Origin of the sequence: Rosistilla ulvae (genome assembly GCF_007741475.1) — a bacterium.
GTDB classification, from domain to species: Bacteria; Planctomycetota; Planctomycetia; order Pirellulales; family Pirellulaceae; genus Rosistilla; species Rosistilla ulvae.
Map to the genome: position 1 here is coordinate 3129023 of NZ_CP036261.1, position 23667 is coordinate 3152689.

Below are 23667 nucleotides of genomic sequence, written 5' to 3' on the forward strand. Positions count from 1 at the left end.
ATGCGTCGGTCTTCAACGATGCCGGCGGCCGCTGCTATCGCTGCCTCTTCCCCGAACCGCTCCCGGCTGGCTTGTCGCCGAACTGTGCCGCGGCAGGCGTGTTGGGCGTGCTGCCAGGATTGGTGAGGACGATCCAGGCGACCGAAGCGATCAAGGTGATCTTGAAAAGCGAGTCAACGCTTTCAGGGCGGCTGTTGATGATCGATGCGATGGAGATGCGGTTTCGAGAGCTTTCCAGCCGGCGAAACACAAGTTGTCCCGCGTGTGGATTGGAACCATCGATTCGCGGTCTATCGGGAGAGTACTCCGACGCGTGTCAGTCGCCCGCCTCGGATTCATCGGTTCCATTGCTGACCGTCGAAGCACTGCAGCAGCGGCTGGCAGCGGGAGAGTCGATCTTCTTGCTCGACGTCCGAGAACCCAACGAATAACAAATTTGTCACCTCGGCGGGCACCAGATGCCACTTGGCCAGTTGGCCGATCGACTGGATGAACTGCCGCGAGACAAACCGTTAATCGTCCACTGCAAGCTGGGAGGTCGCAGCGTCACCGCCGTGGAACTGTTGCAGCGAAGCGGATTTGAGAATGTCGTCAGCCTCGACGGCGGCATCCTCGCCTGGGCCCAGAGGATCGATTCATCGATGCCAACGTATTAGCCCCCTTACCCTCGCAGCCAACATACCACCATACCAGCACGAAGCGCCAGCGAGTGATCTCTCGCAGGGCAAGAGTCGGCGATACTCGTATCCCCGTCGTTCTCGTAAGTACCACTCGCTTGCGCGTCGTGCTGGTATGGTTCGCTAAGCTGGTGAGGTCACCATACCAGAACGAAGCGCCAGCGAGTGATCTTTACTGCAAGATGAGTGTCGTCGAATCACTCGCTTGCGCTTCGTGCTTGTAAGCACCACTCGCTCGCCGTGCTCGTAAGTACCACTCGCTTGCGCGTCGTGCTGGTATGGTTCGCTAAGCTGGTGACGTCACCATACCAGCACGAAGCGCCAGCGAGTGATCGCTCCTAACGGCTCGGTTGAGGCAAGCGCCGTCGGATCACCAGGTAGACGCAAAGGGACCCGCTGAGGATTGCAATCCACAGCCGCCATGTCCTTTGTCCCACCGCGGATTTCTTGTCTGACGAGGTCTCATCGCCGGCGGCCGCCGAGCTTTTACCTGTCTCGGAGGAAGAGACGTTCGCGTCGGCTACCCCTTGGTTCGCTGCACGCCCCATTGGGATCGGAACCAACTTTGGCTCGTGCCTTATCGGATCCTTGGCATCGGTTTCTGGCGTGTCAAAATCCCAGCCTCCTCCTTGGATCACGGTGGCACTCAGCTCGCCCGGATCTTTGCCGCTGCCCAATGAGAGCGTCGATCGGACTACATCGGAAACATCGTCTCGACCGTTGGGAAGGGTGACAGGTCCACGCTGGATGATTCGTTTCACCTCTTCGATGACCTGGGAACTGGAGGGATCGAAACCCAAAGCGTGCGGTAGATCGTTTAACGCGTCGCTCGACCAAGCGATCGGCAGCTGAGGATATTGGACCCAGTTTCTGCGGGTACCACATTCGCATGACTGTCCCACCAAGACCAGCTGAGGCAACAGCGTTTGAACCTCGAGCGTCTCTCCCTGCAACGTTGGGCCGGCTAGGCGACCGAGACCGTAGAGCGTGCAAACGATCGGTTCATCGGGATGAGATTCCGGGCTGTGCAACGTCCACATTAGCGTCTCGTATTCATCGCGTTGGTTCGCTTCGACGCGGATCACTTGGATCGGATTTGCGATCGGCCGCGGCAGCAGGCTCGCCGCTTTGTCCAATGCTGCGGTCGCTTCAGCGATCACCCCTTCGGCAATTTGGTTCGCCTGGTCGCTTGTCGATTCGAACAACACGATGTTGGCGAACGAACGCAAAGCGCGCTCTCGATAGGTCGACGCGAGCGAAAACTGAAGATGATCGGCGAGCAACCGCTCCCATTTGGGCAGCAGATCCAACGACGCTTCGCTCAACATGCGATCGGCGCCGTCATTGCGAACCAACCAGCAGGACCAATCCAAATCGGTGTTGTTGGACCATGCCCGCTGTTCATCGCTGGGAGCGGTCAGATTGGCGACCGTCCCCGACTGAAGTTGCAGATTCCACGCTCGGCAATTCGGTTCACCCGCCTGACGATTTAGGTCGCGTTGCATCTGCCGCAGCTGCGATTCTTCGACATGTTCAGCAAACAGCACCACCAGCCGCATTCGCGGTTCTTCGAACTCGACGAACCCGATATCGCGAACCGTGTAATTACATGCGGCGGCAACCGGCGCGAGCAGCATGATCGTGATGAGGGGGAGCAGATGTTTCACGGTGTCATCCTTGGTCCAAAGCCGACGGAGGTTTCGATCCAGCCGCCGCACGAGCAGCCGCCGCCTCCTTCGGGCGACAACAGCATCCCTTCGGCTGGAATCGTGCTAATCCAACAATCGGGGCGCAGACGATCCCATCGCGTCGCGGCGCTCGATTCGCCATCCCACATCGCGAGATTACCAGCCCGCAGGAACAACGAATTGCTGGAACAAGTATAGGTGCCGCACTGGTGCCCCGCAGGAAACTCCTTCGCGAGCACCTTGCCGCTGGTCCGATCGAGTGTCAGCGGCCGCAGGAAGATTTTGTCTCCCAATACCGCGGGACGCGAAAGATGTTTTCCGTGGTGATCGGCCTCCCAGCCATACTTTCCACGCCACTGCATTCCCCCCGTTTCCAGATCGAGCGAATACATCGCAAACTCGCCGGCGTTGCTTGTCTGCAACAGATACTGATCCTCGGTCGACACACCATACATTGCCGAGACGCCCGGAAGTGGTTTGGCGGGCGATTCCCATAGCTTTTCGCCGGTATGCAAATCGAGAGCCACGACAAACAGATTCTCCCAAAGCTCTGGCCCATCCAATCGGCGACTGCTCTGTTGTCGCAGCGTTTGAGACCGGCATTCGGTAAAGATGATCCGTCCGGCGGAAATCGAAATCGTCGGGTTGACGACTAACGCGTCGTCGTAACGCCACCGCCGCTTGCCGGTTTCGCTGTCGATGGCAAACAAAATGTCCGACGCCACCTTCTTGGCATGTTCGCCCTCTTTGGCGTCATACCAATATTCACCTCCCCAGTACCCGGTGAACGAGGTGTTGGGAGCGACGCTGCTGCCGACCAGCAGATCATCGTGCCGAGCCACAAAACCCCAGTCGAATTTGCGAGCCTTCCCCTGCTCCGCCGTGAACTCAGCCAAGGTTTTTCCGGTGGCTCCATCGAGCTTGAGGCAGACATCCTCCGTCGCAACGTAGATCGATTGGGCATCGCAGCACCAATTGGAACAGTCGCGTGGAACGTTAAAACGCACCATCTTGGACAACTCCTTCGCCCACAAGATCGTTCCGTTGTGAGAGTCCAACGTGATCAGCCGGTGGTGCCCCTGCAGATACAGCCGCCCGCCAGCTGCCAGCGGCGATGGTTTGCGATTTCCGCGATCGGATTGGTATCGCGGCCCGGGACGCCCTGCCCATGTAACCTCCAGTTGTTCCACCTGCGAAGCGCCGGAAAGTGTCTCGCCAGCAAACGCGGTGTTGTTTGCCAAACCATACATGTGCGTCCAGCCGGCGGCACCTTCCGCCCGAGGTTTGTGATAGGCGGTCAGTCCCCGAGCGTCGTCATTGCTAGCGATAGCTGCCGGCGCGGAGGCACCTGTATTGGGCTGCCCCTTCGTGAAACGACGGTCGCCGACAATGAACCCTTGCGGTGTCACCACGCGTTGCAGATCGGAAAAGCTCTCGCTCCGCCAGTCATCCCCTTGCGTTGTCGCCCCGTTTTCTTCGCTTCCGGCCACCCAAGCGATGTTGATGCAGTCGTTTGGAACTTGGCTCAAGTCCGATAGCAGGCGAACGCTGATCGGCCGACCGTAGAACTGGCGGGCGATCCATTTTTCGCGGAGCGGTTCGATCAGGCTCGGGGCGGTGACAAAGACGACCACGTCCAGTCCACCCCCGATGCACAACGCTTCCGCGGTTTGCAGGTCCGTGTCGTCTTGCACGACGGCGGCGATTCCCCGCGGATTCGCCCACGGTAATGTCGCCAAGAAGTCGAGCGTTTCGGTATACGTCTCGCCGATCTCGAGTTCGCGAAGCTGGGGCCGGGTGTAGTCGAAGTGCCCGTCGCATTGATAGTTCGCCGACTGCAGCCACTCGGCTCCCTGCTGCTGTTCGATGCAGAACCGGACAACTTCTCGTTGGTCCACATCGTGGATCAAACAGCGATGGCGATGTTTGGCTGGTGTCGCGTCCGCGGCGTTGGGGGCGTCCAACTCAGCAACCGCCGAACCGGCGAGAATCTTCACCCGACAAGCCGCATCCGAATCGGTAGTCCACTGGACCGCGGCGGTTCGCGGGGCGATGAATTCGATTTGGAGACCGTCCAGCTGAAAAGCGTCTTCTCCCTGGATTGGCGCTTGGTGTTGCTGCGTCTTCGGCAGTTGGAATTGTTGTTGGAAGATATCGTCTAGCTGATCGCATTCGAGCTTATACAGCTGCTTCACCTGGTCGGCATCGAGGGCGCGCTTCCCCATCGCGAGTTCATGCAGCCGGCCTTGGCTGTAGTAATGTTCATCGTCGTCGCGATACGAAGCCAACTGAAACGCAGCCTTCTCCGGATAAGCAATCGGCCCCGATTGATTTTTGTGCTCCGCCACCAACTCGCCATTCACGTACAGACATGTCTTGTTGCCATCATAGGTTCCTACCAAGTGGTACCATTGGCCCGGATGGAACGGTTTGCTGTTGATCGCCCAGCTCAATTTGTCTTCGCCCCCTTCGGCGCTGACGGCAAAGCCAAACTTGTCGTCGCGATAACCGAGAATCCAACCGCGTTCATAAGAACCGTTGTCTTGAGCGATGGAGATCAGCCCGCCCCAAGGTTGTCCCGTGTCGATACGGACCGTTGCGGTCGCCGTCAATGCATCGCGTGGAGGCTGAATTTCCCGAAAGTCTTTGACGACCTGAGCGTCGATCGTTTGCTCCAACACAAGTGCATGTTGCTCACCCAATTCGATGAACCGGCTGCCCGCGGGCAATTCGAAATCATGTCCACCAGGAAGCAGCGAAGGAATCGTGGTGGGGGAATCTGTCTCTTGTTGGAGGTTGGTGTTTTGCAAGGTCCAGCGTTCCAACAGGTCATATTCCGCCGGCCAAGGCTGAGGTGCTGCAGCGTTTGTCGCGGCGGGTGGCTCGTTGGAAATAGGCAATTGGTCGTAGCCGCTGAGTGCGATCCAGCTATCGAGATCGCCCGTCGGTTCCGATTCGACGTCTCGAAAAACGGAGATCTCCCCGCGGTCGGTGCTCACCACCAGGTGGCCATTAGCAACCGCTAGACCGCGCCCTCGGCCAGCGATCGCGCTTGCCCACAACAGGTGACCGTCGGTTGCAGAAAGAGCCGCCACATATCCGTCGCTTCCGACCAGCACGGTGGAACCGGCAAGGATCAACTCCTCTCCCGCTCGCAACGCCACCTTCCAGATTGGACGATTCCGCACTCGGTCGAGCGCCGTGACTCCGGTTGGATCGAGCAGAAAAGCTGTTTCGCGATCGACGACCATCGAAATCCCATTTTCAAAACTGGCGAACTTCTCGCGTGATTCGGCGTGCGACGCGGTCAACCAACCCGCCTTATTGCCCGGTCCGTGCAACACCTCCCCCTGCTCGGTCAACAGCGCAAACGTTCCTCCGCCACCGCCGAGTTCACCCGCCGGAGCGCCATCGGCGCGAGTGAACAACCGCGGTTGGGCTCGGCCCTGAGGCGAGATTATGTGCTTCTCGCCCAACAGCATTGGTCCCTCGATCGTCCATCCCTTTCCCAACTTTTGATGCGATACGATCTCTCCAGTTTCAAGTTTTAGCGAAAACAGATGCGAAGGCTGCCAAGGAAACAGCCCCGATCCGGCGAGCAACGTCGACGCCGCAGCGTCGTACAGCACCCCCGTCCGAACCGGTTGGAATGAACATAGTCGGCCATCGTTGACAAAATATTCGGTATCCACCAACCGACGCTTCCAGGCGATCGTTCCGGTTTCGATCTCGACAGCGTAGACGGATCCGTCGTCGGATCCGAAACATGCGAGCCCGTCGACAATGGTCGGTGCGACGCGAATTGGGCCTCCCACCGTCACGATCCACTGCATTTCACCGGTCGATAGATCGAAGCAACGCAAGCTGTCGTCGGCGTTGCTTCCGACAAGCAACTTTCCAGCAGCGATGACCGGTTGAAACGCGGAATCGTAGTCGCGCATCGATCGCAGCCCTTCGACCTTTGAATAGGCGTCCCAACGCGCCGCGTCGGGCCAGGCGGATGCCGGAGGCAACGGCGACTGCCACTGCCAAACCATCGACAACCGATCCACCTGCAACGCTTCGCTCGTCACGCCGCTGCGGCGTTGGTCGTGGCGGTAGGTTGTCCAGTCGTCGGCACGAACTTGCGACACCGCACAAAGGGTCAGCTGGACGAGAACGGCCAGGAGTGAAGCTTTTATCACGAACGGGCTCCAGTAAATCGGGAAACGCGATGAATCGGTCAACGCAACCATCAAGCGACCACCCGCCAAAAAACAAGTTTGGCGGGCTGCCGGTTCAACCACAGCGGAAGGTCGATTGGAAGTTGTCAGGGGAGGATACAAGTCAATTTTTTTAACATCTGTAAACCACTTGTTGGTTGTCGCCATCGAGAGGAACGGAGGAAGTTTCGTCGTCCAATGGGGTGCCCTTCAGTTTGGCAAGTCTCGCCATTGGGAACACAAGGCCAGCGGAGCACACATCGGCTTCACGTACTCACCTGCACGTTTGCCGCTCCGGCGTCGTTTGCGATACAAAACCACCGGTCGGCCAGCGACTGCGCCTCGGCTTGGCTGTGCGTTACATGCAACACGGTGACACCGGTTTGACGGTTGATCTCTCGCAACATCGATTGCGCGGCAAGTCGCGTATCGGCATCGAGGGCGCTGAGTGGTTCGTCGAGCAGCAGGACCGAGGGGCCATACGTGAGCGCCCGTCCGAGCGCCACGCGTTGAGCTTCGCCGCCGCTGAGGCCTCGAACGCTACGGTCCAACAGCGACGCGATCTGCAAAAGTCCTGCGATCTCGGTGACGCGTTGCTCCATTTTTGTGGTGTCGGTTTTGCGCAGCCACATCGCAAATTGCAAGTGCTGGCGGACGGTCATCGTGGGGAACAGGGCGAGATCTTGCGGCACGTATCCGACGTTGCGATCCGCGGCGGACCATCGGGTTACATCGACGTCGGCGATCTTGATCGTCCCCCTGCGCAGCTTTCTCAAACCGCAGATCGATTCAAGGATCGTCGTCTTGCCGATCCCCGTCTTGCCCATCACCACGGCGTATTCGCCCCTCTCTACGTGAAGGTTGAGCCCACGCAGTGAAAACGATCCGGCCGCGATGGTTGCGTCTTCGATCTTGATCATGTCGACAGCCCCGCACCGATCCAACGCAGCGTCACCAAGACGATGATCGCCATCGCGACCATCAACAACGACACGGCAACGGCGGCATCCAATTGCCCGACGCTCAATTCCAAAAAGACGGTTGTCGAAAGGACCTCGGTTCGGAACCGCGTCGACCCCGCGAAGACAAGGATCGGGCCAAATTCGCCAAGCGCCCGAGCCCAGGCGATTGTTCCGGCGGCGATCATTCCCCGCCAAGCTTGTGGCAGCGCGACATACACAAACGCTTGGCCGCGCGTGCAACCGAGAGTCCTGGCGACGTCTTCGGCTCGCGGGTCGATCTGGTCAAACGTCACGCGCATCGTTCGGACGGCAAACGCACACGCGACGGCAAACTGAGCCAAGATCACCGCCGGCCAGCGAAACGTCACCTGAAAACCAAGCGATTCCTGCAACCAGTTTTCCAGCCGCCAAGCCGATCCGGGGAAGAGCCACTGCGAAAATGGAAACGGCTGGTGGAACAGAATCAATAGACTCAGTCCCAGAACCAACGGCGGCAGCACGATCGGAATATCGACGATCGTGTCGATCACCGCGCGGCCAGGAAATCGGTAGCGCGCAAGGGCGTATCCAAGGGGCGTTGCGATCCACAGCGACAGCACCGCCGCAATCGAGCAGCTGGTCATCGTCAAGCGAAAGGCGGATTGAATCTCCGGCTTCTTTAACGCTGCGACAAATTCGGCCGGGGACGTAAACATCAGGTCGGCGACCAACAGCAACACGATCAGCAGAATGAAATTCGCCGACAGTCCCGCGACGACAAAATAGAAGACGACATCTCTCAACCGGCGAAAGCGAGTACGTTGGAGAGTCATGGGCACAAATCAACCTAATGCAGACGCTATCGTGGGAGCTCTGTTAGAGACCCTTTTTCCAACGGAAGCCTTCCGCCGTAAATATGGCTTGGCTGTCGGACGAAATCAACATTTCAAACAGCCGGCTGGCGAGCTGCGGGTAGTGGGAACCTTTTGCGACAGCCCAAGGTTGCGTCGCCGTCGAACAGGGAATGCCTTGAATCTGCACCGCATCAAAATGTTCCGCCGATCCGGCGGCGTTGCTCAAATAGACGACCGCCGCGTCGAGCGATCCGGTCCGCAGCTGGTTGACCAACATATCGCCGGTGGGAGTCTGGACCGTGACGTTCGACATCAGTTCGCGTTGCATCCCCGATTCGCGAAAGACGTTCTGCGTAATCCAGCCCATCGCACATTGCTTTTCGTGCCCGATCCCAACCCGCAAATCGGGTTGCCGCAGATCGGCGAGCGTCGCGATTTTTCGAGGGTTCCCCTTGGGGACAAGAATTACAAGTTCGTTCTGCGACACGTCGACCGGATCGGGAAAGATGTCTTGCACTTGATTCATGAATTCGACATCGCAGGCGAAATATGCGTCGGGTTGTTGACCGGCTTGCATCTGGGCAACCAAGATCCCACATCCGTTGTAGACTCGCGAGACGAGGACTCCTTCGCGCTCTTCAAACGCAACGATCGTCTCTTCGATCGCCGGGCGAAGCATCGACCCTGCAAAGATCGAAAGTTCGGGGACCTCTGCCCATGGATCCCCCGCTGCCACGCGGAAGCCATGTTCGGCGTAGACCTTTAAACCCTGGTCCCTCGCTGCGACAAAACGTGCAAAGTGTAGCGACTTGGCTGGTTCTTGCGACGACTGCAACACTCCAAGCGATACCTTGGATGTCGCCTCGCGGAGCGCCTCGATCTCGACAAATTCGAGATCGGGGTAGGGATGGAGGACCGCATCGTAGACGATCCCAGCATCGGCAGCCCCCACCTGAACATCGTTGGTCACCTCGGTGACCGTTCCGCGGAACGCAGTGGTTGCCGCGGCGACCGCTTCCCAGGTGCCAGCTTGCGTCAACAGTTCACGCGTGATCTTGCCAACCGCCGCGGCATCGGGATTCGCTTGCACCAGACGAACGTCATCGGCAAGAAGTGCTTGCAGGTCATCGATCCCCTTGGGATTTCCTCGCTTTACGACAAGTCCGGCTTGCATCGTCGCAAGAGGCAGGATCTCGGCAACCAGGCCGCGCTCGCTTGCCGTCGCTAGATAACTCTCGTCGGCGGGCAGATACAGGTCACCTCTGCCGGTCAGTTCCGATTGGGCGAGCAAGGTTTGCGAGGGACCGTATTGAACGCTGATCGCAATGCCGGTCAGTTGTTCGTATGCGTGCCGGATCGGTTCGAGCACCGCTTGGTTGCTGGCCGCACAATAGATGTGCAAACCGTCCGACGCGGACGACGCAGGGTCAGCCGAAGTGGATGCGGAAGCGGGCGCGTTGCGATTCGAAGCTCCGTCGGCAACCATCAGCCAGACCAGAACAGCGACCAAGGCAACCGATCCCAACATCGCAAAGGCGGTTTTCGACATACACGGAGCCTTCCTCTTCAGGGGCGTCGTTGTTGAACCGGGGGATGATGACTATATCGATCCAGCGATAGGGCATCAACGTACCGCAATCCAATCCTAACAAATCAGATCTACCGTGAACGAATCAGCGGTTGAGCGTCGGCTTGCGGTGCGTTGAACCGTCGAGTCAGCAACGCCTCCCAAAACAGCGTCGAACTGCTCGAAAGACAAACGGTTGCGAAATGTTCGCTGCTATGGGACCAATTCGAATTGGAACTGATTTTCTGCATCGACGCTGACATGCTCTCGCATCGTGCTCTGTTCGTTGTACTTCGCTGGGACTGTTTCCGCGGAATCGGCGATGTTTTCCCGCGGATCGCCGCGACGATAGGTCGAGATCGATACCTGGTATTCACCGGGCATTACCCCGTGGGTTCCATCGGCCGAAACAAGCTCAAATGTCCCCTGCGCGTCGGTGGTTCCCTGGGCAGCGATTCCACCACCAATGGGCGAGAAGACAACATTGGCGTTTGCCAACGGGGACGAACTCATCGTGACCTGTCCTCCCGCTTCCACGGGACCGACCTCTCCGCTGCAACCGATTGCAGCGAGCAACAATCCGCAGAGCGCAGCTGACCAGGACACGCCGGTAAGCTGAGTGTTAAGTTTAGAAGTACTTTGCATGATGGATCCTTCGGTTGTGGTAAGTGCCCGAACTGTTTGATTAGAATTCGCCAACGGGTCGACCGTCTGCGATGTCCAATAGTTCCTCGAAGGTGCTGTCGATTGCCGACGTCGAAGGCAGGTGTTCGATCGTATGCGAAATGCCGCGGACCGAACCGTCGCACAGAGTTGCCAGCATCGTGCCTGGATGTTGGCTCGAGAAGCTGTTGCGAGGATAGCCGGTTCCATTGATCACGGTTTCGCCAACGGCCAAGACGTCTGCCATTCCGTAATACGTGTTGGATGCGGATTGGGCTCCACCAAAGACCAACGCTGCGTGCGGATGCGTCGTGCCATTGACAACCAGTGCTGTCGACACTTGCGGCAGCTTCCAGATCCGTTCACCGAACATCAGGGTGCTGGAGGTGCCGTCGAGAATATCGCGGAACTTTGTTCGGCTGTTTGCCGAAAACACTCCGTTGACACAACCGACGTTTCGACCCGCAGAGGCGGCGGCAGCTTTGGTACTGTAGAGTCGCCATGAGCCTCCATTGCCGACATAGGTGCTGACGTTCATGTAGATGTTGCCACCGGAAATCTTGTCGACATCGCGATCGGAGATTTCGGGAGCGGGAACCGATGGGCAGAGGAACGCCGAGAGCGGCTGGCGGGTTAACTCAACGATCGTTGGATCTTCCAACGCAACCGCGAGAGGTTGTTGGGATACGCCAAGCCGATCATGCAGACTTTGTTGTTCGATAAATGGCAAGATCAACGCTCCCCAGGCAAGGTTCGCGTGGTCGGCCGATGTGTAGTGGTTGATCATGCCCGAGGGGAGGCATTGATAGGTGTCGTGGTAGTTGTGAGCTGCAAGACCCAACTGTTTCAAATTGTTGGAGCATTGCATTCGGCGCGCTGCTTCGCGAGCGGCCTGGACCGCGGGCAACAATAATCCGACGAGAATTCCGATGATCGCGATCACCACCAGAAGTTCGACCAACGTAAATCCCAACCGCGTTTCGCCGCGACGTTGCGTGATCATATTGGATGCCTTTATTGGAAGAGTTTGAGGACTAGTGTTTTCATGGTTAAACAATCACACATGCCGTTTGCATGCTGCTTCAAAGATGTGCTTATGGTAAGAAGCGGAGGTGGTTTTCGATAATGACAAATCGCCCCCTTCGCATTGACAGTTTTGGCCTGTTTCGATCACCAGTGTGATCGAATCTTCACATTCGTGGCCCGCTCGGGCCGCCGGCGGTTTCTACGGTTCAACGCCGAAGCTTGCTGTTGGGGCGATCGTTCCCTTGACGATGGCATTGTGTGCCGTTGTTTTTCATTCCGACTCTCTCTTGGATCCATTGAATGTCCGATCAACCGTTTGCATCTGCACGGCGTCGCGTTGCCTTGCTGGTTCACACGTCGACGGCGTGGTGCCGCGAGATCCTCGCGGGGGTCGCAGAGGAAGCGTCGCACACCGGAGGCTGGGACTGCTGGATCGAACAGCGCGGCGCGTTGGAGAATCTCGTGTTGCCAGAATCGTGGCAGGGAGAGGGGACGATCTGCCGATTGAATAACGAAGAGCTCTATCGACAGATCGAACGACGAGGCTTACCAGCTGTGAATACGTCGTGGCTTGCAGAACATTCCACCACCGTCTGCAATGTGGTTTCCGATGAAACGGCCACCGGTCGGGTCGCTGCCGAATATTTCATCGCTCGTGGTTGGAAAAATTTTGCCTATATCGGCAAGCCTCAATCGATGCCCTATCTCGACCGATGTTGTCCGACATACGTGGAGACGATTCAACGAGCGGGATTCACAACCCATCAGCGATCGATTCAGTCCGGATCCGGGGCCGTGCTGAATCAAGCGGAGATGCGCGACATCATCGATTGGTTGATTGAAATTCCCAAACCGATCGCGACGCTAGTCTGGACAACTACGATGGGATACGAGTTAACCAAACTGTGCCATCAAATTGGGCTTCGTGTTCCAGAAGACCTTGCCATTTTGGCGATCGAATTGGAACCACTTGTTTCGGCGTTGGCGCCAGTCCCAATCGCTTACATCGATCAAGCGCCGCGACGCATTGGCATCGAAGCCGCGAAACTGCTGAACCGATTAATGGATGGCAATCCTCCGCCCAGCGAACCTACGCTTGTCAGCCCTCGCGGAATCGCCGAGCGGATGTCGGTCAATGCGATGCTTGTCGAAGACGATTTGATTCAGGCCGCGTTGGCGTTCATTCGCGAATTGGTCAATCAACCGATCACCGCCAACGATGTCGCTGCGGCAACCAAGGTGCCGCGGAAGACACTGGAACGGCAGTTTACAACTCAAGTCGGAAAATCGGTTACCGCGGTCATCCGACAAACAAAATTGGAGTACGCACAGCACCTGCTTCGCGAAACGCGACTGGCCACGCAAGAGATCGCTGAGCGAACGGGCTTCCATCACGTCGAAACGTTCTTCCGTTTCTTTAAACGCGAAGTGGGGCTGACTCCCAATGAATACCGGCATGGCTAGCCGCGCGACCTTCCCCCGACGTTCGGTGACCGCCGGGGCAAATCGCGGTTTCAATTTGAGCTATCAGCCGGCACGCGCTGGCAGCTTGTCGGTTTAGTCACAACGAACTTCCTTCCATTAGCCGATTGGGCGTTAGCCCCGGTTTGGTGGCGTCGGAACCGAGGCTAACGCCCAAACGGCTGACTAAATCGACAAGCGCTGGCGTCGATGAGTGAAGCCAGCGTGAAGTCGCGATCAAAACCCTCGCCGGTTCAGGCCATTCGCGCAAGCAGAACCAAGATACAGCTGCCGTCATCGATCACGTTCAGCCCCGCTTCGCGAGCCGCTTGGCTAGCTTGTTCGTCTTCGGCTCCGGGCTGCATCCAAACATGTTTCACACCCGCTGCGATCGCATCGTCGATGATCCGCCGCGTCACCTGAGGAGGCGTGATGATCGAAACCGCATCGGGGACCTCGGGCAGATCCGCGATCGTGGCAAACGCCGGTTGCCCTTCGATCTCATCGGCAGCCGGGTTCAACGGGAAGACCTCTCGTCCGCTTTCCAAGAGTGCACGGAAGACCTTGTTTCCGTATTTCTCACGCTTGGGGGACGCACCGGCGACCGCAAACGTCTTGGCGGCCAAAAAGCTTTTCAGCGAGTCTTCGTTCATCGGATCGATCCTATCAGTGCGGCGTTGAGGGAAATCGCAGCAAAACATTGCCATCGCTTCATTATCGCGAGTTGCTCGCATTAAGAAAAGTGATCGCACGATGGATATGTCTCGGGGGGCCGGTTGCTTCTTTTGCTCGCGCAAAGTCGTCCTCGACGACGCGTTACAGTCCGGTACCTCAACGGCTATATTGAGGTTAGGCCTGCCTCGGTTTGTGTTGCCACCGGCGATCCTAACGCCGGGGCGACGAGGTCGCCTATTTACCCTTCTACCTGTCGTTTGAAACGGAAACTATCGTGCAAAACCTTTCTCCTGCAGGTATCGAACTTGTTCAACGCCTATCCCAACAACATGGCCTGTCGACCGATGCGGTCACGCATATGTTGATCGCTGTGCAGAACGGCAACGGCTCGATGGCTCAATTCAATCACCCGGCGTTTGGTGGAGCGGGCCAGTGGATGCGCGGCGGGATGACGATGGTCAGCGATCTGTTTAATCACCAATTGAAAAATTGCGTGAACAATTTGTGTGCGGAGATATCCGACGCGCTCAACAACCATCAATTGGTTCCCTTCAGCGGATCGTTCCAGTCGCAATCCCAAGGAGGCAGCGGCGGGCAAACTCAAGCCGCCGGCCAGATCGGTTCGGCCAACAGCCTGTTTGTTCCCGACCCATCAAAAAATTGGTGGCCCCAAGAAATGGGATCGCCCAACGCCATCGGATCGCAGAACAACGTCCGCTACGCCTACTTCGCCAACATCCATCGGCTGGCTGTGAACACCGGCGGCGGGACCTGGATCTACGACACCTTGAACCATCAGATCGGCGGATTCAGCCAGCAGCAAGGGAGCGGCGGATCGATCACGTTCACCAGCCAGTTTGGGGTCGTCGATCTTTCGACGCTGCCGGTGATCTCGCGCGATGGCGTCCCCGCGGCACCGCAGCAAGCGCCGCCCGTTTCGCCGCCGCCAAGCCATACTGACCATTCGTCTTCCCAACCATCCAATCCCGCTCCGATGCCGGCGGCCCATCTGAGCTCCAGTGCGACAGGGAACGACATCATCGAAACCCTGGATCGGTTGGGTGGACTGCTGGAAAAAGGCTATATCAGCGAGCAGGAGTTTGCGACGAAGAAGGCGGATCTGCTGAGCCGTCTGTAGTGGCGTCGGCGGTGCAATCCACCTAGCTCGATGCGATCCCGACGGGTAAGTTGACGTGAGCCGATCGTTCCGATCTGACTCGCCAAAACTCAAGGAGCCCGCTGTGCGGATCGCTTTATTTGCATCGAAGCCTTACGACCGCCAATTTTTTGACCAGGCGAATCGCGAAGGCGAACACGAAATCGTATACATAGAAGCTCGCCTGTCGCAGCAGACGGTCCAATTAGCCGAAGGTTTTCCGGCGGTCTGCGTCTTTGTCAACGATCTCGTCGACGCCGAGGTCCTGCAGCAATTGCATGCCGGTGGAACGTCGATCGTGGCGCTGCGATCGGCCGGATTCAACAACGTCGATCTCAAGACGGCGGATGCGTTGGGAATCAAAGTCGTCCGCGTCCCCGCCTACTCGCCGTACTCCGTGGCCGAACATACGGTTGCGATGATCCTGGGGCTGAACCGCCAGATTCCACGAGCGTACAACCGCGTTCGCGATTGCAACTTCAGCCTCGAAGGACTGCTTGGCTTCGACTTGCACGGCAAGACGTTTGGCCTGATCGGAACCGGCGAGATCGGTCGCGTCGTCGCCAAGATCATGAGCGGATTCGGCTGCCGAATTGTCGCCTATGATCCGTATCCAAACCAGCAGTGGGCCGAAGATTCCGACGTCCAGTACGTCGAACTCGACGCGTTGTTGGAACAATCCGATGTGATCTCGCTGCATTGCCCGTTGACTCCCGATACGCATCACATGATCGATGCGGCGGCGGTGCAGAAGATGAAGCCGGGCGTGATGTTGATCAACACCAGCCGCGGCGCGATCGTCGAAACGCAGGCTGTCATCGACGCGTTAAAATCTTCGAAAATCGGTTCGCTAGGGATCGACGTCTACGAGGAGGAGGACAAACTGTTCTTCGAAAACCTGTCGGGACAAGTGGTCCAAGACGATGTTTTCGCGCGGCTGCTAACCTTCCCAAACGTTTTAATCACGGGACACCAAGCCTTCTTTACCAAGGAGGCGTTGCAGCAGATCGCGGCGACGACGCTACAAAATCTGAACGACATCCTGAAGGAAGGGAGCTGCAAGAATCAATTGCACGCCAGTTGAACGCTGCGGTCGAGCAACTATTGTGCGAACGGATTCGCTTGGATTCGCGGTGCGTGATTCCGCCGCGCCGAGTTAGCTGACGGAACGGATCGGCCGATAAAGACATCTCCTGGGGTGAAGAAGACGTCGTGGACCTGCGACAGCGGAACACTAGGAACCTGTTGGATTGCCGCCGCAACGGCGCGGGGTGCGTCGGGGAGCGGATTCAGATCGGGATAGCCAGCCTGTAGTTCCGAGGGGGACTGGTGTTCGAAAGGTTCAACGTCGCGATCGGCTTTTAGAGAAACAGCCCGCGGCAGGCTGGCCGCTTCGACTGTGGAGAACTCCATGTCGGCGTTTTGATCCGTTGGCTGGCGCAGCATCAGCATCGCTACCGCAGATGAAAGGAGCAGGATCGCAAGAGGTGGTAATATGCGGATCATACGGGGCGTCGCGGGCTGGAAACGGGCTTGCGGCGGAAATACGAGACCGACAGGACCGGTGCCAGCGGGCTCGCAGATGCTCAGGTAAATGTCGTCTGCAATGGAAACCTTAGATCACCGCAGCGGGTTGTCCAATTTTTCCTGTCCGATCGACTTTGATCGCCAGATAGCCGCGAGCCAGCTGGGCTGAGAATTTCGGAAAGACCGGTTTTGATCGTTAGCGCGATCGACTTCTTGCCTCAACCCCGTGTAGATTCAAAATTCGCGGATGCCCACACCCGTTGCGATAAGCTAAGGTCTTGTTATTGCGGATCGGTCGTCGAGGGAACGGGCAGCGGTCGATCGACGCTTCCCTGCGGTCGGATACAATCGATCGGGGCCTTCCGTTTTTCCGACTCATACGCGCCCCGGCGTGCTGGAATGCAATGATCGAAGTCAGCGAGCTCACCAAGGCATACGACGACCTGCAAAAGGGAAAGTTTATTGCTGTCGATTCGGTCTCGTTTTCGGTCGGCCCCGGTGAGATCTTCGGTCTGTTGGGGCCCAACGGTGCCGGCAAGACAACCGTCCTGCGGATCCTGAGTACCGTTCTGCAAGCCACCTCCGGAATCGCTCGCGTCCAGGGTTATGACGTCTCGGCCGATCCAGCCGCTGTGCGTCGGCGGATCGGTTTTGTCAGCAACAATACAGCCGTCTACGACCGGATGACAGCGTGGGAGATGGTCGAATACTTCGGCCAATTGCACGGCATGCCGCGCGATGCGTTGGACGCTCGACTGGTGGAACTGTTCGCTCAACTGCGAATGGACGACTTTCGCCACGTCCCCGGAGCCAAGCTTTCGACGGGCATGAAGCAGAAGGTTTCGATCGCCCGGGCATTGGTTCACGACCCGCCGGTTTTGATCTTTGATGAAGCGACGCTGGGGCTGGACGTTCTGGTGGCACGTAATCTATTGCAGGTGATCCGTTCACTGAAAGATGCCGGCAAGTGTCTGATCTTTTCGACGCACATCATGCGCGAGGTCGAACGGTTATGCGACCGGATCGCTGTGATGCATCGCGGCCGGATCCTCGATACCGGAACCTTGGCGGAACTTCGCGAGCGCCACAGCCAACACGATTTTGAAGAACTCTTCTTCGATCTGCTGAGCCAACACGAAGCGGAGCACGACGACCCCGAATACGATTTGAAAGCGACATAACGGTGCAGCAAGACTCGCAAACACCACGATTCTCCACCATCCGGCTGATCTATCTGCGCGAGATGCGAGATCAGCTGCGCGATCGCCGGACGATCTTCACCATCGCCATCCTGCCGATGCTGGTCTATCCCTTGGTCGGGATGTTGATGCTGCAGATGGCTCAGTTCACGCAGCAGCAACCGATTTCGATCTGCATCGTCGGCGAAGAGAACTTGCCCGGCGAACCGAGCCTTGTAATCGACGATGGCATCAATCCGGCGCTGCTGCAAAAACCGGAAACTGTTCGGATCGAATCGCGAACCCCAGTCGACGTCGCTCCCGCTCAGATCGATGAAACATGCCAGTCTTGGATTCGCGACGGCCTGTTCGATGCGGTCGTCTTGGTTCCCGCCGGCTTCGACAAGCATGCCAACTCAGCATCCGAGTCCACATCAAATGCGACGAATGATTCCGCATCAAACAACGATGAATCCTCGGTTGCCGACGCCTCGGCCGACGACGATTCTGAAACCGTTCCGCAGATCGAACTGCTGTACAGCGTCGCTTCGGATCAATCGCGAGTCGCGGGCGATCGGATGCAGATGGTGTTGGATCGCTGGCGCAGCCTGTGGGTGAAAGAGCGATTGATCCGCGAGGGAATCGACGCCAGTGCGCTACGTCCCTTCGAGATCGAATCGCGCGACATCGCTCCGGAATCGACACGGCGAGCGGCCTTTTGGTCCAAACTGCTGCCGTTTGTGATGCTTGTCTGGGCGATGACCGGCGCATTTTATCCGGCGATCGATTTGGTCGCCGGGGAAAAGGAACGGGGAACGTTGGAGACGCTGTTGTGCAGCCCAGCGCTGCGCGGCGAGATCGTGTGGGGCAAATTGGCCGCGGTCACGACGTTCAGCATTATGACGTCGCTGTTGAATGTGGTCAGCATGCAACTGACAGCGACTTTCGCCTTTCATCAACTGGGACTCTCTCAAGGGAATGCCGCGATGGGATCGCCGCCGATCGGCGCGATGCTGTGGCTGCTGCTAGCACTCTTCCCACTGTCGGCCCTCTTCAGTTCGCTCGCCCTCGCTGTCGCCGCGATGGCCCGCAGCAGCAAAGAGGGACAATATTATCTGATGCCGCTGATGATGGTCACGCTGCCGTTGGTCTTGGTGCCGCTGTTGCCCGGGACGACGCTCAGCCTCGGAACCAGCTTGATCCCCGTGACCGGGATGTTCCTGTTGGTGCGTGCCTTGGTCGAAGGGCAATACAGCGAAGCCTTGCTTCATCTGCCGGTCGTGGCGTTGGTCACCTTTGGTTGCTTGTCGTTGGCCGTCCGTTGGGCGCAGCGACAATTCGAAAACGAAGACGTCCTGTTCCGCGATGGCGAACAATGGGACTTGGGAATGTGGATGCGGCATCTGTGGCGCGATCGCCAACCTGTCGCAAGCGTTGGCCAAGCCTTGATGTGCGGTGTGATCGTCTTGATGGGACTATTTTTCGGCCGGCTGATGGCTTCTCAGCCGCACAGTTGGAACGATCTCGCGATCGCTATCCTGCTGCCGCAGATCGGTATGATTCTGGCTCCTGCCCTACTGATGTCGATCGTGTTGACGACCAGCATCCGGACCAGCCTGCGGATCCGATTTCCACAGCGCGGCGCGATGGCGGCGGCATTACTGCTGGGCTTCACGCTACATCCAACCTACAGCCAATTAGGCTACTGGATCGGCGAGATTTATCCGATGTCCGACGCCGCCAAAGAGGCGCTCATGCCGATCATGGAAATGTTAAACGCGCAACCGCTGTGGGCGGTGATCTTCATGATGGCGTTTGTTCCCGCGATTTGCGAAGAGTTCACGTTCCGCGGTTTTATCTTCGGCGGACTCGCTCGAGATCGTGGCGGCTTGCGAGCGATCCTGGTGACCGCACTGATGTTTGGATTCTCCCACGCGATCTTCCAACAAAGCCTAGCCGCGACCGTGATGGGATGCGTGCTGGGGTGGATCGCACTGCGAACCGGCAGCGTTTTGCCAGGGATCGTGCTGCACGTCACCAATAACGCGCTGTCGTTGTCGGTTGCCAGAACCAGCGAACATCCCGAGCTGTTCGATTCGTGGCTCGGATTTTTCTTGCGTCAGAGTGCCGATGGGACTCCATCGTACCAACCGATCTGGATCGTGATCTCGGCCAGTCTCGCCGTCGCCTGTTTGATCTACTACTCGCTGTTCAACGACCAGCACGCCGACGATGAAGAGATCCAAAAGAGCGAACGGGAATGGATCAAGTCGCAAGAACTGCAGGCGTCGCAAACCGCGAGCTAAGCGATCGCCCGAACGAGAGTTTCAGCCGTTCGGTTTCAACGCATCGAGCGATTCAACGCTGCACCGACCGCGGCGACGTCCCGCCGCGGTTGAAAGAGCTGGCCAGGCAAAATCGCTGGAGCTGGATTATTCGTAATCCCACTTCATGATCCACGGGTCGCCCGTCTTCTGTTGGAACTGCTTCAGTTCCGCTTGCATCTGTGCCAACCGATCTGCGTATTTCGGATCGTCGGCCAAGTTGGTCGTCTCATGCGGATCGGCCTTCAAGTCGAACAGTTCAAACTCGGGACGTTGGATATAACGCCCGACGGTTCGCTTTCCGTACATCGCCTGCATTCCTTGTTCGTATTGCGCCTGCCAAGTCGGTGCGGCCCACAGGTCCGAAGCAAACGGATAGGGGAGTGGATGGGCGATGTTCCAGATCAGCTTGTATTGCCGTTGGCGAACGGTTCGCATCGGATAATACATCTGGATCTCGTGGAACGTGTGCGATCCATAGACGACGTCCCAACCGGATGGATCCTGTTCGCCAAGGATCGGCAGGAAGCTGCGGCCATGGAATTCCTTCTTCGGAGCTTTGACGCCCGCCATGTCGAGGATCGTTGGCGTCATATCGACCAGACTGACCATCGCCGGATTGACGGTCCCACGCTCGGGCATCCGCGGATCGCGGACCAGCATCGGGATCGAAAGCCCCGGTTCATATTGAGTCGTCTTGCCACCGGGAAACGCGATCCCATGATCGCTGGTGAAGATCACGATCGTGTTGTCCCAGGCGCCAGCTTGCTTTAAGACTTCGGCCAACCGGCCCACGCCTTGATCGATCCGGGAGACGCTCTGGTAGTACTGGGCCAGTTCGGCGCGACAGACCGGAGTGTCGGGCAAGTAGGATGGCACGATCACATCGTCGGGAGAATACAACACTTCGTCGACGCCGGCATAACCTTCGGGCTTGTTTCCGAAGGCGTTGGGAGTCAGCGGCAGATCGGGGCGCGAACCGCCGCGATGGGGATCGGAGGTGCAAAAGTAGAGGAAGAACGGCTTATCGTCCTGCTTCACAAACGACTGCACCCGGTCGGCCATCTGGACCGCATTGCGGCTGTTTCCCGTCAACACTTCGTCGAAGTGATAGACCGATTCGGGAGCGACATGGTATTTGCCGATCCGCCCCGTTCGATAGCCGGCAGCGTTCAAGCGGACCGGCAGACTTTTCGTCTTCGCAAACGAGGTGAAGTGATGGTAGGCGTGTTCGTGACCGTAGTGTCCGTTCTTGTGGTTGTGAAGGCCGGTCAAGATCACCGAACGCGACGCGCTGCAACTGGCGGTGGTGCAAAAGGCGTTGGTGAAACGGACGCCATCGCTAGCCAAGGCATCGAGGTTCGGTGTTTTGATCGCGTCGTTGCCGTAACACCCCATGTCGGGGCTGAGGTCGTCGGTCACAAACAGAATGATGTTCGGACGTGATTCCGCGGCATTGGTGGCCGCGGAGAAACAAGCGACCGCCGCGAGTGCGAGCAGAAAAATTCCAGTGCGATGCTTCATGATGAACTCTTGTTGGGGAAACGGAGTGGGGTTCGTAAGCAGGTCTGCAAACTGAATTATTGTAATTCAAATCCGAGGGGGGACGCGACTGCCGCGTTTCAATCAACCCGATCCCACGTTCCGCTCGACAGAATCGCCGCGTGTCGTGAAAGGAGGAACTTTAACGCAGAGCCGCAGAGAGGAGAGTTCTTAAAGAAGCGGACAGATCGCGGGTTGCCATGGCAGCGCGAGTGAAGCAAGCGCCCGAGCGTTTACTTTTGTGTCAGCGAATCGACGGGCGAAAAGTTTTCCGACGGATGCCGAAGCTGTTCAACCGAGAGCCCCAGCAAGCGCATGCTCGGTTCATCGCTGGGGTCGTTCCGCAAGACTTGACCAAGCTTTTGGATCGCGTCGGCGAAACGCATCGCTTGGTAATCATCGAGCGCCGCTTCGTAGAGCGATCGCAGTCGCTGCCAATTGTCCGACGATTCGGTGACCAATTGGTGAACGATGATATCTTCGGGAATTCCCACGACCGAGATCGTGGCCAGGTTACGGGTGTGGAAGTTGTCGCCGGTTTGTCCGGCGGTGTTCGAAGAAACCAGGCAATCGACGCCAAATTGCTTGGTCGCGCTTTGCAAACGGCTGGCAACATTGACGACGTTGCCAAACACACCGTATTGGAATTTGATCCGCGACCCGGTATTCCCCACCGCCGCCGTTCCTGAATTGACTCCGATCCCAATCCGTATCGGCTCGCAGACCTTGTCTTTCCAGCGGTCGCGAATTTCTTCGATCCCGGCGAACATCGACACGGCGGTCGAGAGGCTGCGAAAGGCGTGATCGGGTTGCGAATCGGGAGCGCCCCACATCGCGATCAATTCGTCGCCGATGTAATTGATCAACACGCCGTCGGTCCGTTCGACACATTCGCTGAGGACGGTGAAGACATCCTGCATGAAGGAGACGGTCCCGGTTGGCCCCAGCGACTTGGAGATCGAACTAAATTTGCGGACATCGCAAAACATCACACTGACATCGGTCTCCTTGGCGTCCAGCAGCGATTCATTGTCGACGATATATTTGGCGACACGATCGGAGAAATAGACCTGCATCGACGACCGCTGTCGTTCTTCGCTTTGCCGAGCCATCCCCGCGGCGACCGCTCCGGCGAGGATCTCGACCAATTTGGCTTCGATGTCCGAAAACGGACGCATCGAAAGATCGGTCCATCGGTCGCCGTAAAGGACGCCAACGACGCGGCGGTCTTTGTCCAAGATCGGCGCGGCGACCGCTTGCGATAGATTCGCCAACGATGCCCCTTCGAGTGCGCCGGGACTGGCGGTATCAAAGATCTGCGTCAGGCCGCGTTTGCGGACCCGGTTGATCATCGTGTCGCTGACCTCCGGAGCCGATTGCCGCAATCGGCTCATCGCTTCCCCGGAAGTCGAATCCTCAAAGACCTCGGCGCGGTCGTCGAATTCGCCGCCGTGGAACAGCCGCACGATGCAGCGGTTCAGTTTCGCGATCCTGACCGCAGCAAAGGCCGCAGCTCGAAAAAACGAATCGGTCGTGACGCTTTCGCGAATCACCGGCAGCACTTGTTGCAACAGGTGCACGATCTCCTGGCCCTGTCCCGGTCCCTGCCCCAAATCGGGAGCGTGAGTCGCCAGATCGTCGCCGATCTGCATCGAGATCGTCATCGGGTCGAGTGGTTGGCTGTTGAGCGTGCGATACAGTTGCGAGGAATCGGAGGTCGGCTGGCTGTTGGAAATCCGCAACGTCGTCCGCTCGCGAATCATCAGTTCGACCGAACCGACAAAACGTCGCGATCCATTGCACGAAATCGGTCCGCCCAAGGTGGGGACCAGTTCGCACTGGGGATGCTGGTTGCGGACCACGATCCCCCCCTCGTCATCGTCGTCGACGCTGAAAAAATAGCGTGGTACGTCGCGGTTGATCGCTGCGGCGACGATTAAACGATGGCCGCGCGGGTTTTGTTCGAACGGACCGCTCGCCGGTTCGCTGCAGGATGGATCTTGACGTCCCACATGCACCGGCGTTGCGATGGTCCAGACATCGCTGGTCCCGTCGGCGCGAAACAACTCAAATTTCAACGACATCATCGGTGAACCTAATGTTCGAAAACCATTCCTGTACAGAACCGAAAGTATCCTCGACCTGTACGCGAAAGTAAACCTTGCCACCCCCGGAACGATCCGTTA

Annotated in this window: 17 protein-coding genes and 1 pseudogene; 7 read left to right on the forward strand and 11 right to left on the reverse strand. The window is 57.9% G+C overall.

From position 1 onward, the window contains the following. Positions 1-14: 14 nt before the first annotated feature. Positions 15-431, forward strand: a pseudogene (locus EC9_RS11085) (ThiF family adenylyltransferase); the annotation flags it as partial. 27 nt (positions 432-458) lie between these two features. Beyond that, positions 459-656, forward strand: coding sequence for a rhodanese-like domain-containing protein (locus EC9_RS11090; protein ID WP_145345095.1), 198 nt, complete (start codon positions 459-461; stop codon positions 654-656). A 359-nt stretch (positions 657-1015) separates the two neighbouring features. Here the strand turns inward: EC9_RS11090 and EC9_RS11095 are convergent, their stop codons facing one another. The 7 genes from EC9_RS11095 to EC9_RS11125 form a co-directional block, all read right to left on the reverse strand. Further along, positions 1016-2344, reverse strand: coding sequence for a hypothetical protein (locus tag EC9_RS11095; RefSeq protein WP_145345098.1), 1329 nt, complete (start codon positions 2342-2344; stop codon positions 1016-1018). Continuing rightward, positions 2341-6498, reverse strand: coding sequence for an outer membrane protein assembly factor BamB family protein (locus EC9_RS11100; RefSeq protein WP_218934732.1), 4158 nt, complete (start codon positions 6496-6498; stop codon positions 2341-2343). Before EC9_RS11100 ends, EC9_RS11095 begins: the two co-directional genes overlap by 4 nt. Before the next feature lie 335 nt (positions 6499-6833). Next, positions 6834-7487 (reverse strand): ABC transporter ATP-binding protein, encoded by a 654-nt coding sequence (locus EC9_RS11105; RefSeq protein WP_145345104.1) that lies wholly within the window; start codon positions 7485-7487, stop codon positions 6834-6836. Next, on the reverse strand, positions 7484-8341 hold the full coding sequence (locus EC9_RS11110) for an ABC transporter permease (protein WP_145345107.1): 858 nt from the start codon (positions 8339-8341) through the stop codon (positions 7484-7486). The genes EC9_RS11105 and EC9_RS11110 overlap by 4 nt, the downstream gene beginning before the upstream one ends. A 43-nt stretch (positions 8342-8384) precedes the next feature. After that, positions 8385-9911, reverse strand: coding sequence for a molybdate ABC transporter substrate-binding protein (gene modA, locus EC9_RS11115; RefSeq protein WP_145345110.1), 1527 nt, complete (start codon positions 9909-9911; stop codon positions 8385-8387). A gap of 231 nt (positions 9912-10142) precedes the next feature. Then, entirely contained in the window at positions 10143-10574 is a 432-nt protein-coding gene (locus tag EC9_RS11120) for a carboxypeptidase-like regulatory domain-containing protein (RefSeq protein WP_145345113.1), read from the reverse strand. Positions 10575-10614: 40 nt separating this feature from the next. Continuing rightward, positions 10615-11595 carry a DUF1559 domain-containing protein gene (locus tag EC9_RS11125; protein WP_145345117.1) on the reverse strand — a complete coding sequence of 327 codons (981 nt, stop codon included), beginning with the start codon at positions 11593-11595 and terminating at the stop codon, positions 10615-10617. 323 nt (positions 11596-11918) lie between these two features. On the opposite strand from EC9_RS11125, the gene EC9_RS11130 reads away from it, so the two are divergent. After that, the gene (locus tag EC9_RS11130) at positions 11919-13082 is read left to right on the forward strand and encodes an AraC family transcriptional regulator (RefSeq protein ID WP_145345119.1); all 1164 of its coding nucleotides are present in this window, start codon (positions 11919-11921) and stop codon (positions 13080-13082) included. A gap of 251 nt (positions 13083-13333) precedes the next feature. Here the strand turns inward: EC9_RS11130 and EC9_RS11135 are convergent, their stop codons facing one another. Continuing rightward, complete coding sequence (locus tag EC9_RS11135) at positions 13334-13732, reverse strand: CoA-binding protein (protein WP_145121774.1); 399 nt, start codon at positions 13730-13732, stop codon at positions 13334-13336. A gap of 296 nt (positions 13733-14028) precedes the next feature. Here EC9_RS11135 and EC9_RS11140 point away from each other — a divergent pair, with 296 nt between their 5' ends. Together EC9_RS11140 and EC9_RS11145 are read left to right on the forward strand one after the other, a co-directional pair. Then, positions 14029-14892, forward strand: a complete 864-nt coding sequence (locus EC9_RS11140) for an SHOCT domain-containing protein (protein ID WP_145345122.1) — start codon at positions 14029-14031, stop codon at positions 14890-14892. Positions 14893-14995: 103 nt separating this feature from the next. Next, the gene (locus EC9_RS11145; RefSeq protein ID WP_145345125.1) at positions 14996-15994 is read left to right on the forward strand and encodes a 2-hydroxyacid dehydrogenase; all 999 of its coding nucleotides are present in this window, start codon (positions 14996-14998) and stop codon (positions 15992-15994) included. Between the two features lie 17 nt (positions 15995-16011). Here EC9_RS11145 and EC9_RS11150 read toward each other — a convergent pair whose 3' ends face one another. Continuing rightward, a complete protein-coding gene (locus tag EC9_RS11150; RefSeq protein WP_145345128.1) occupies positions 16012-16416 on the reverse strand; it encodes a hypothetical protein in 405 nt (134 codons plus the stop codon). A gap of 425 nt (positions 16417-16841) precedes the next feature. Between EC9_RS11150 and EC9_RS11155 the strand changes: the two genes are divergently transcribed. Then, entirely contained in the window at positions 16842-17618 is a 777-nt protein-coding gene (locus tag EC9_RS11155; RefSeq protein WP_145121781.1) for an ATP-binding cassette domain-containing protein, read from the forward strand. Between the two features lie 2 nt (positions 17619-17620). Beyond that, positions 17621-19921, forward strand: a complete 2301-nt coding sequence (locus tag EC9_RS11160; RefSeq protein ID WP_246106077.1) for an ABC transporter permease subunit/CPBP intramembrane protease — start codon at positions 17621-17623, stop codon at positions 19919-19921. Positions 19922-20047: 126 nt separating this feature from the next. Here EC9_RS11160 and EC9_RS11165 read toward each other — a convergent pair whose 3' ends face one another. Beyond that, positions 20048-21463 (reverse strand): sulfatase family protein, encoded by a 1416-nt coding sequence (locus tag EC9_RS11165; protein WP_145345131.1) that lies wholly within the window; start codon positions 21461-21463, stop codon positions 20048-20050. Between the two features lie 251 nt (positions 21464-21714). Beyond that, the gene (locus EC9_RS11170) at positions 21715-23568 is read right to left on the reverse strand and encodes an adenylate/guanylate cyclase domain-containing protein (RefSeq protein WP_145345134.1); all 1854 of its coding nucleotides are present in this window, start codon (positions 23566-23568) and stop codon (positions 21715-21717) included. Positions 23569-23667: the final 99 nt, after the last annotated feature.

Bases quoted from the DNA above. Each gene is read 5' to 3' on its own strand.
- EC9_RS11105 (WP_145345104.1), bottom strand. From the start codon at position 7,487: ATGATCAAGATCGAAGACGCAACCATCGCGGCCGGATCGTTTTCACTG.
- modA (WP_145345110.1), bottom strand. From the start codon at position 9,911: ATGTCGAAAACCGCCTTTGCGATGTTGGGATCGGTTGCCTTGGTCGCT.
- EC9_RS11170 (WP_145345134.1), bottom strand. From the start codon at position 23,568: ATGATGTCGTTGAAATTTGAGTTGTTTCGCGCCGACGGGACCAGCGAT.
- EC9_RS11155 (WP_145121781.1), top strand. From the start codon at position 16,842: ATGATCGAAGTCAGCGAGCTCACCAAGGCATACGACGACCTGCAAAAG.
- EC9_RS11125 (WP_145345117.1), bottom strand. From the start codon at position 11,595: ATGATCACGCAACGTCGCGGCGAAACGCGGTTGGGATTTACGTTGGTC.
- EC9_RS11165 (WP_145345131.1), bottom strand. From the start codon at position 21,463: ATGAAGCATCGCACTGGAATTTTTCTGCTCGCACTCGCGGCGGTCGCT.
- EC9_RS11120 (WP_145345113.1), bottom strand. From the start codon at position 10,574: ATGCAAAGTACTTCTAAACTTAACACTCAGCTTACCGGCGTGTCCTGG.
- EC9_RS11090 (WP_145345095.1), top strand. From the start codon at position 459: ATGCCACTTGGCCAGTTGGCCGATCGACTGGATGAACTGCCGCGAGAC.
- EC9_RS11110 (WP_145345107.1), bottom strand. From the start codon at position 8,341: ATGACTCTCCAACGTACTCGCTTTCGCCGGTTGAGAGATGTCGTCTTC.
- EC9_RS11150 (WP_145345128.1), bottom strand. From the start codon at position 16,416: ATGATCCGCATATTACCACCTCTTGCGATCCTGCTCCTTTCATCTGCG.
- EC9_RS11130 (WP_145345119.1), top strand. From the start codon at position 11,919: ATGTCCGATCAACCGTTTGCATCTGCACGGCGTCGCGTTGCCTTGCTG.
- EC9_RS11135 (WP_145121774.1), bottom strand. From the start codon at position 13,732: ATGAACGAAGACTCGCTGAAAAGCTTTTTGGCCGCCAAGACGTTTGCG.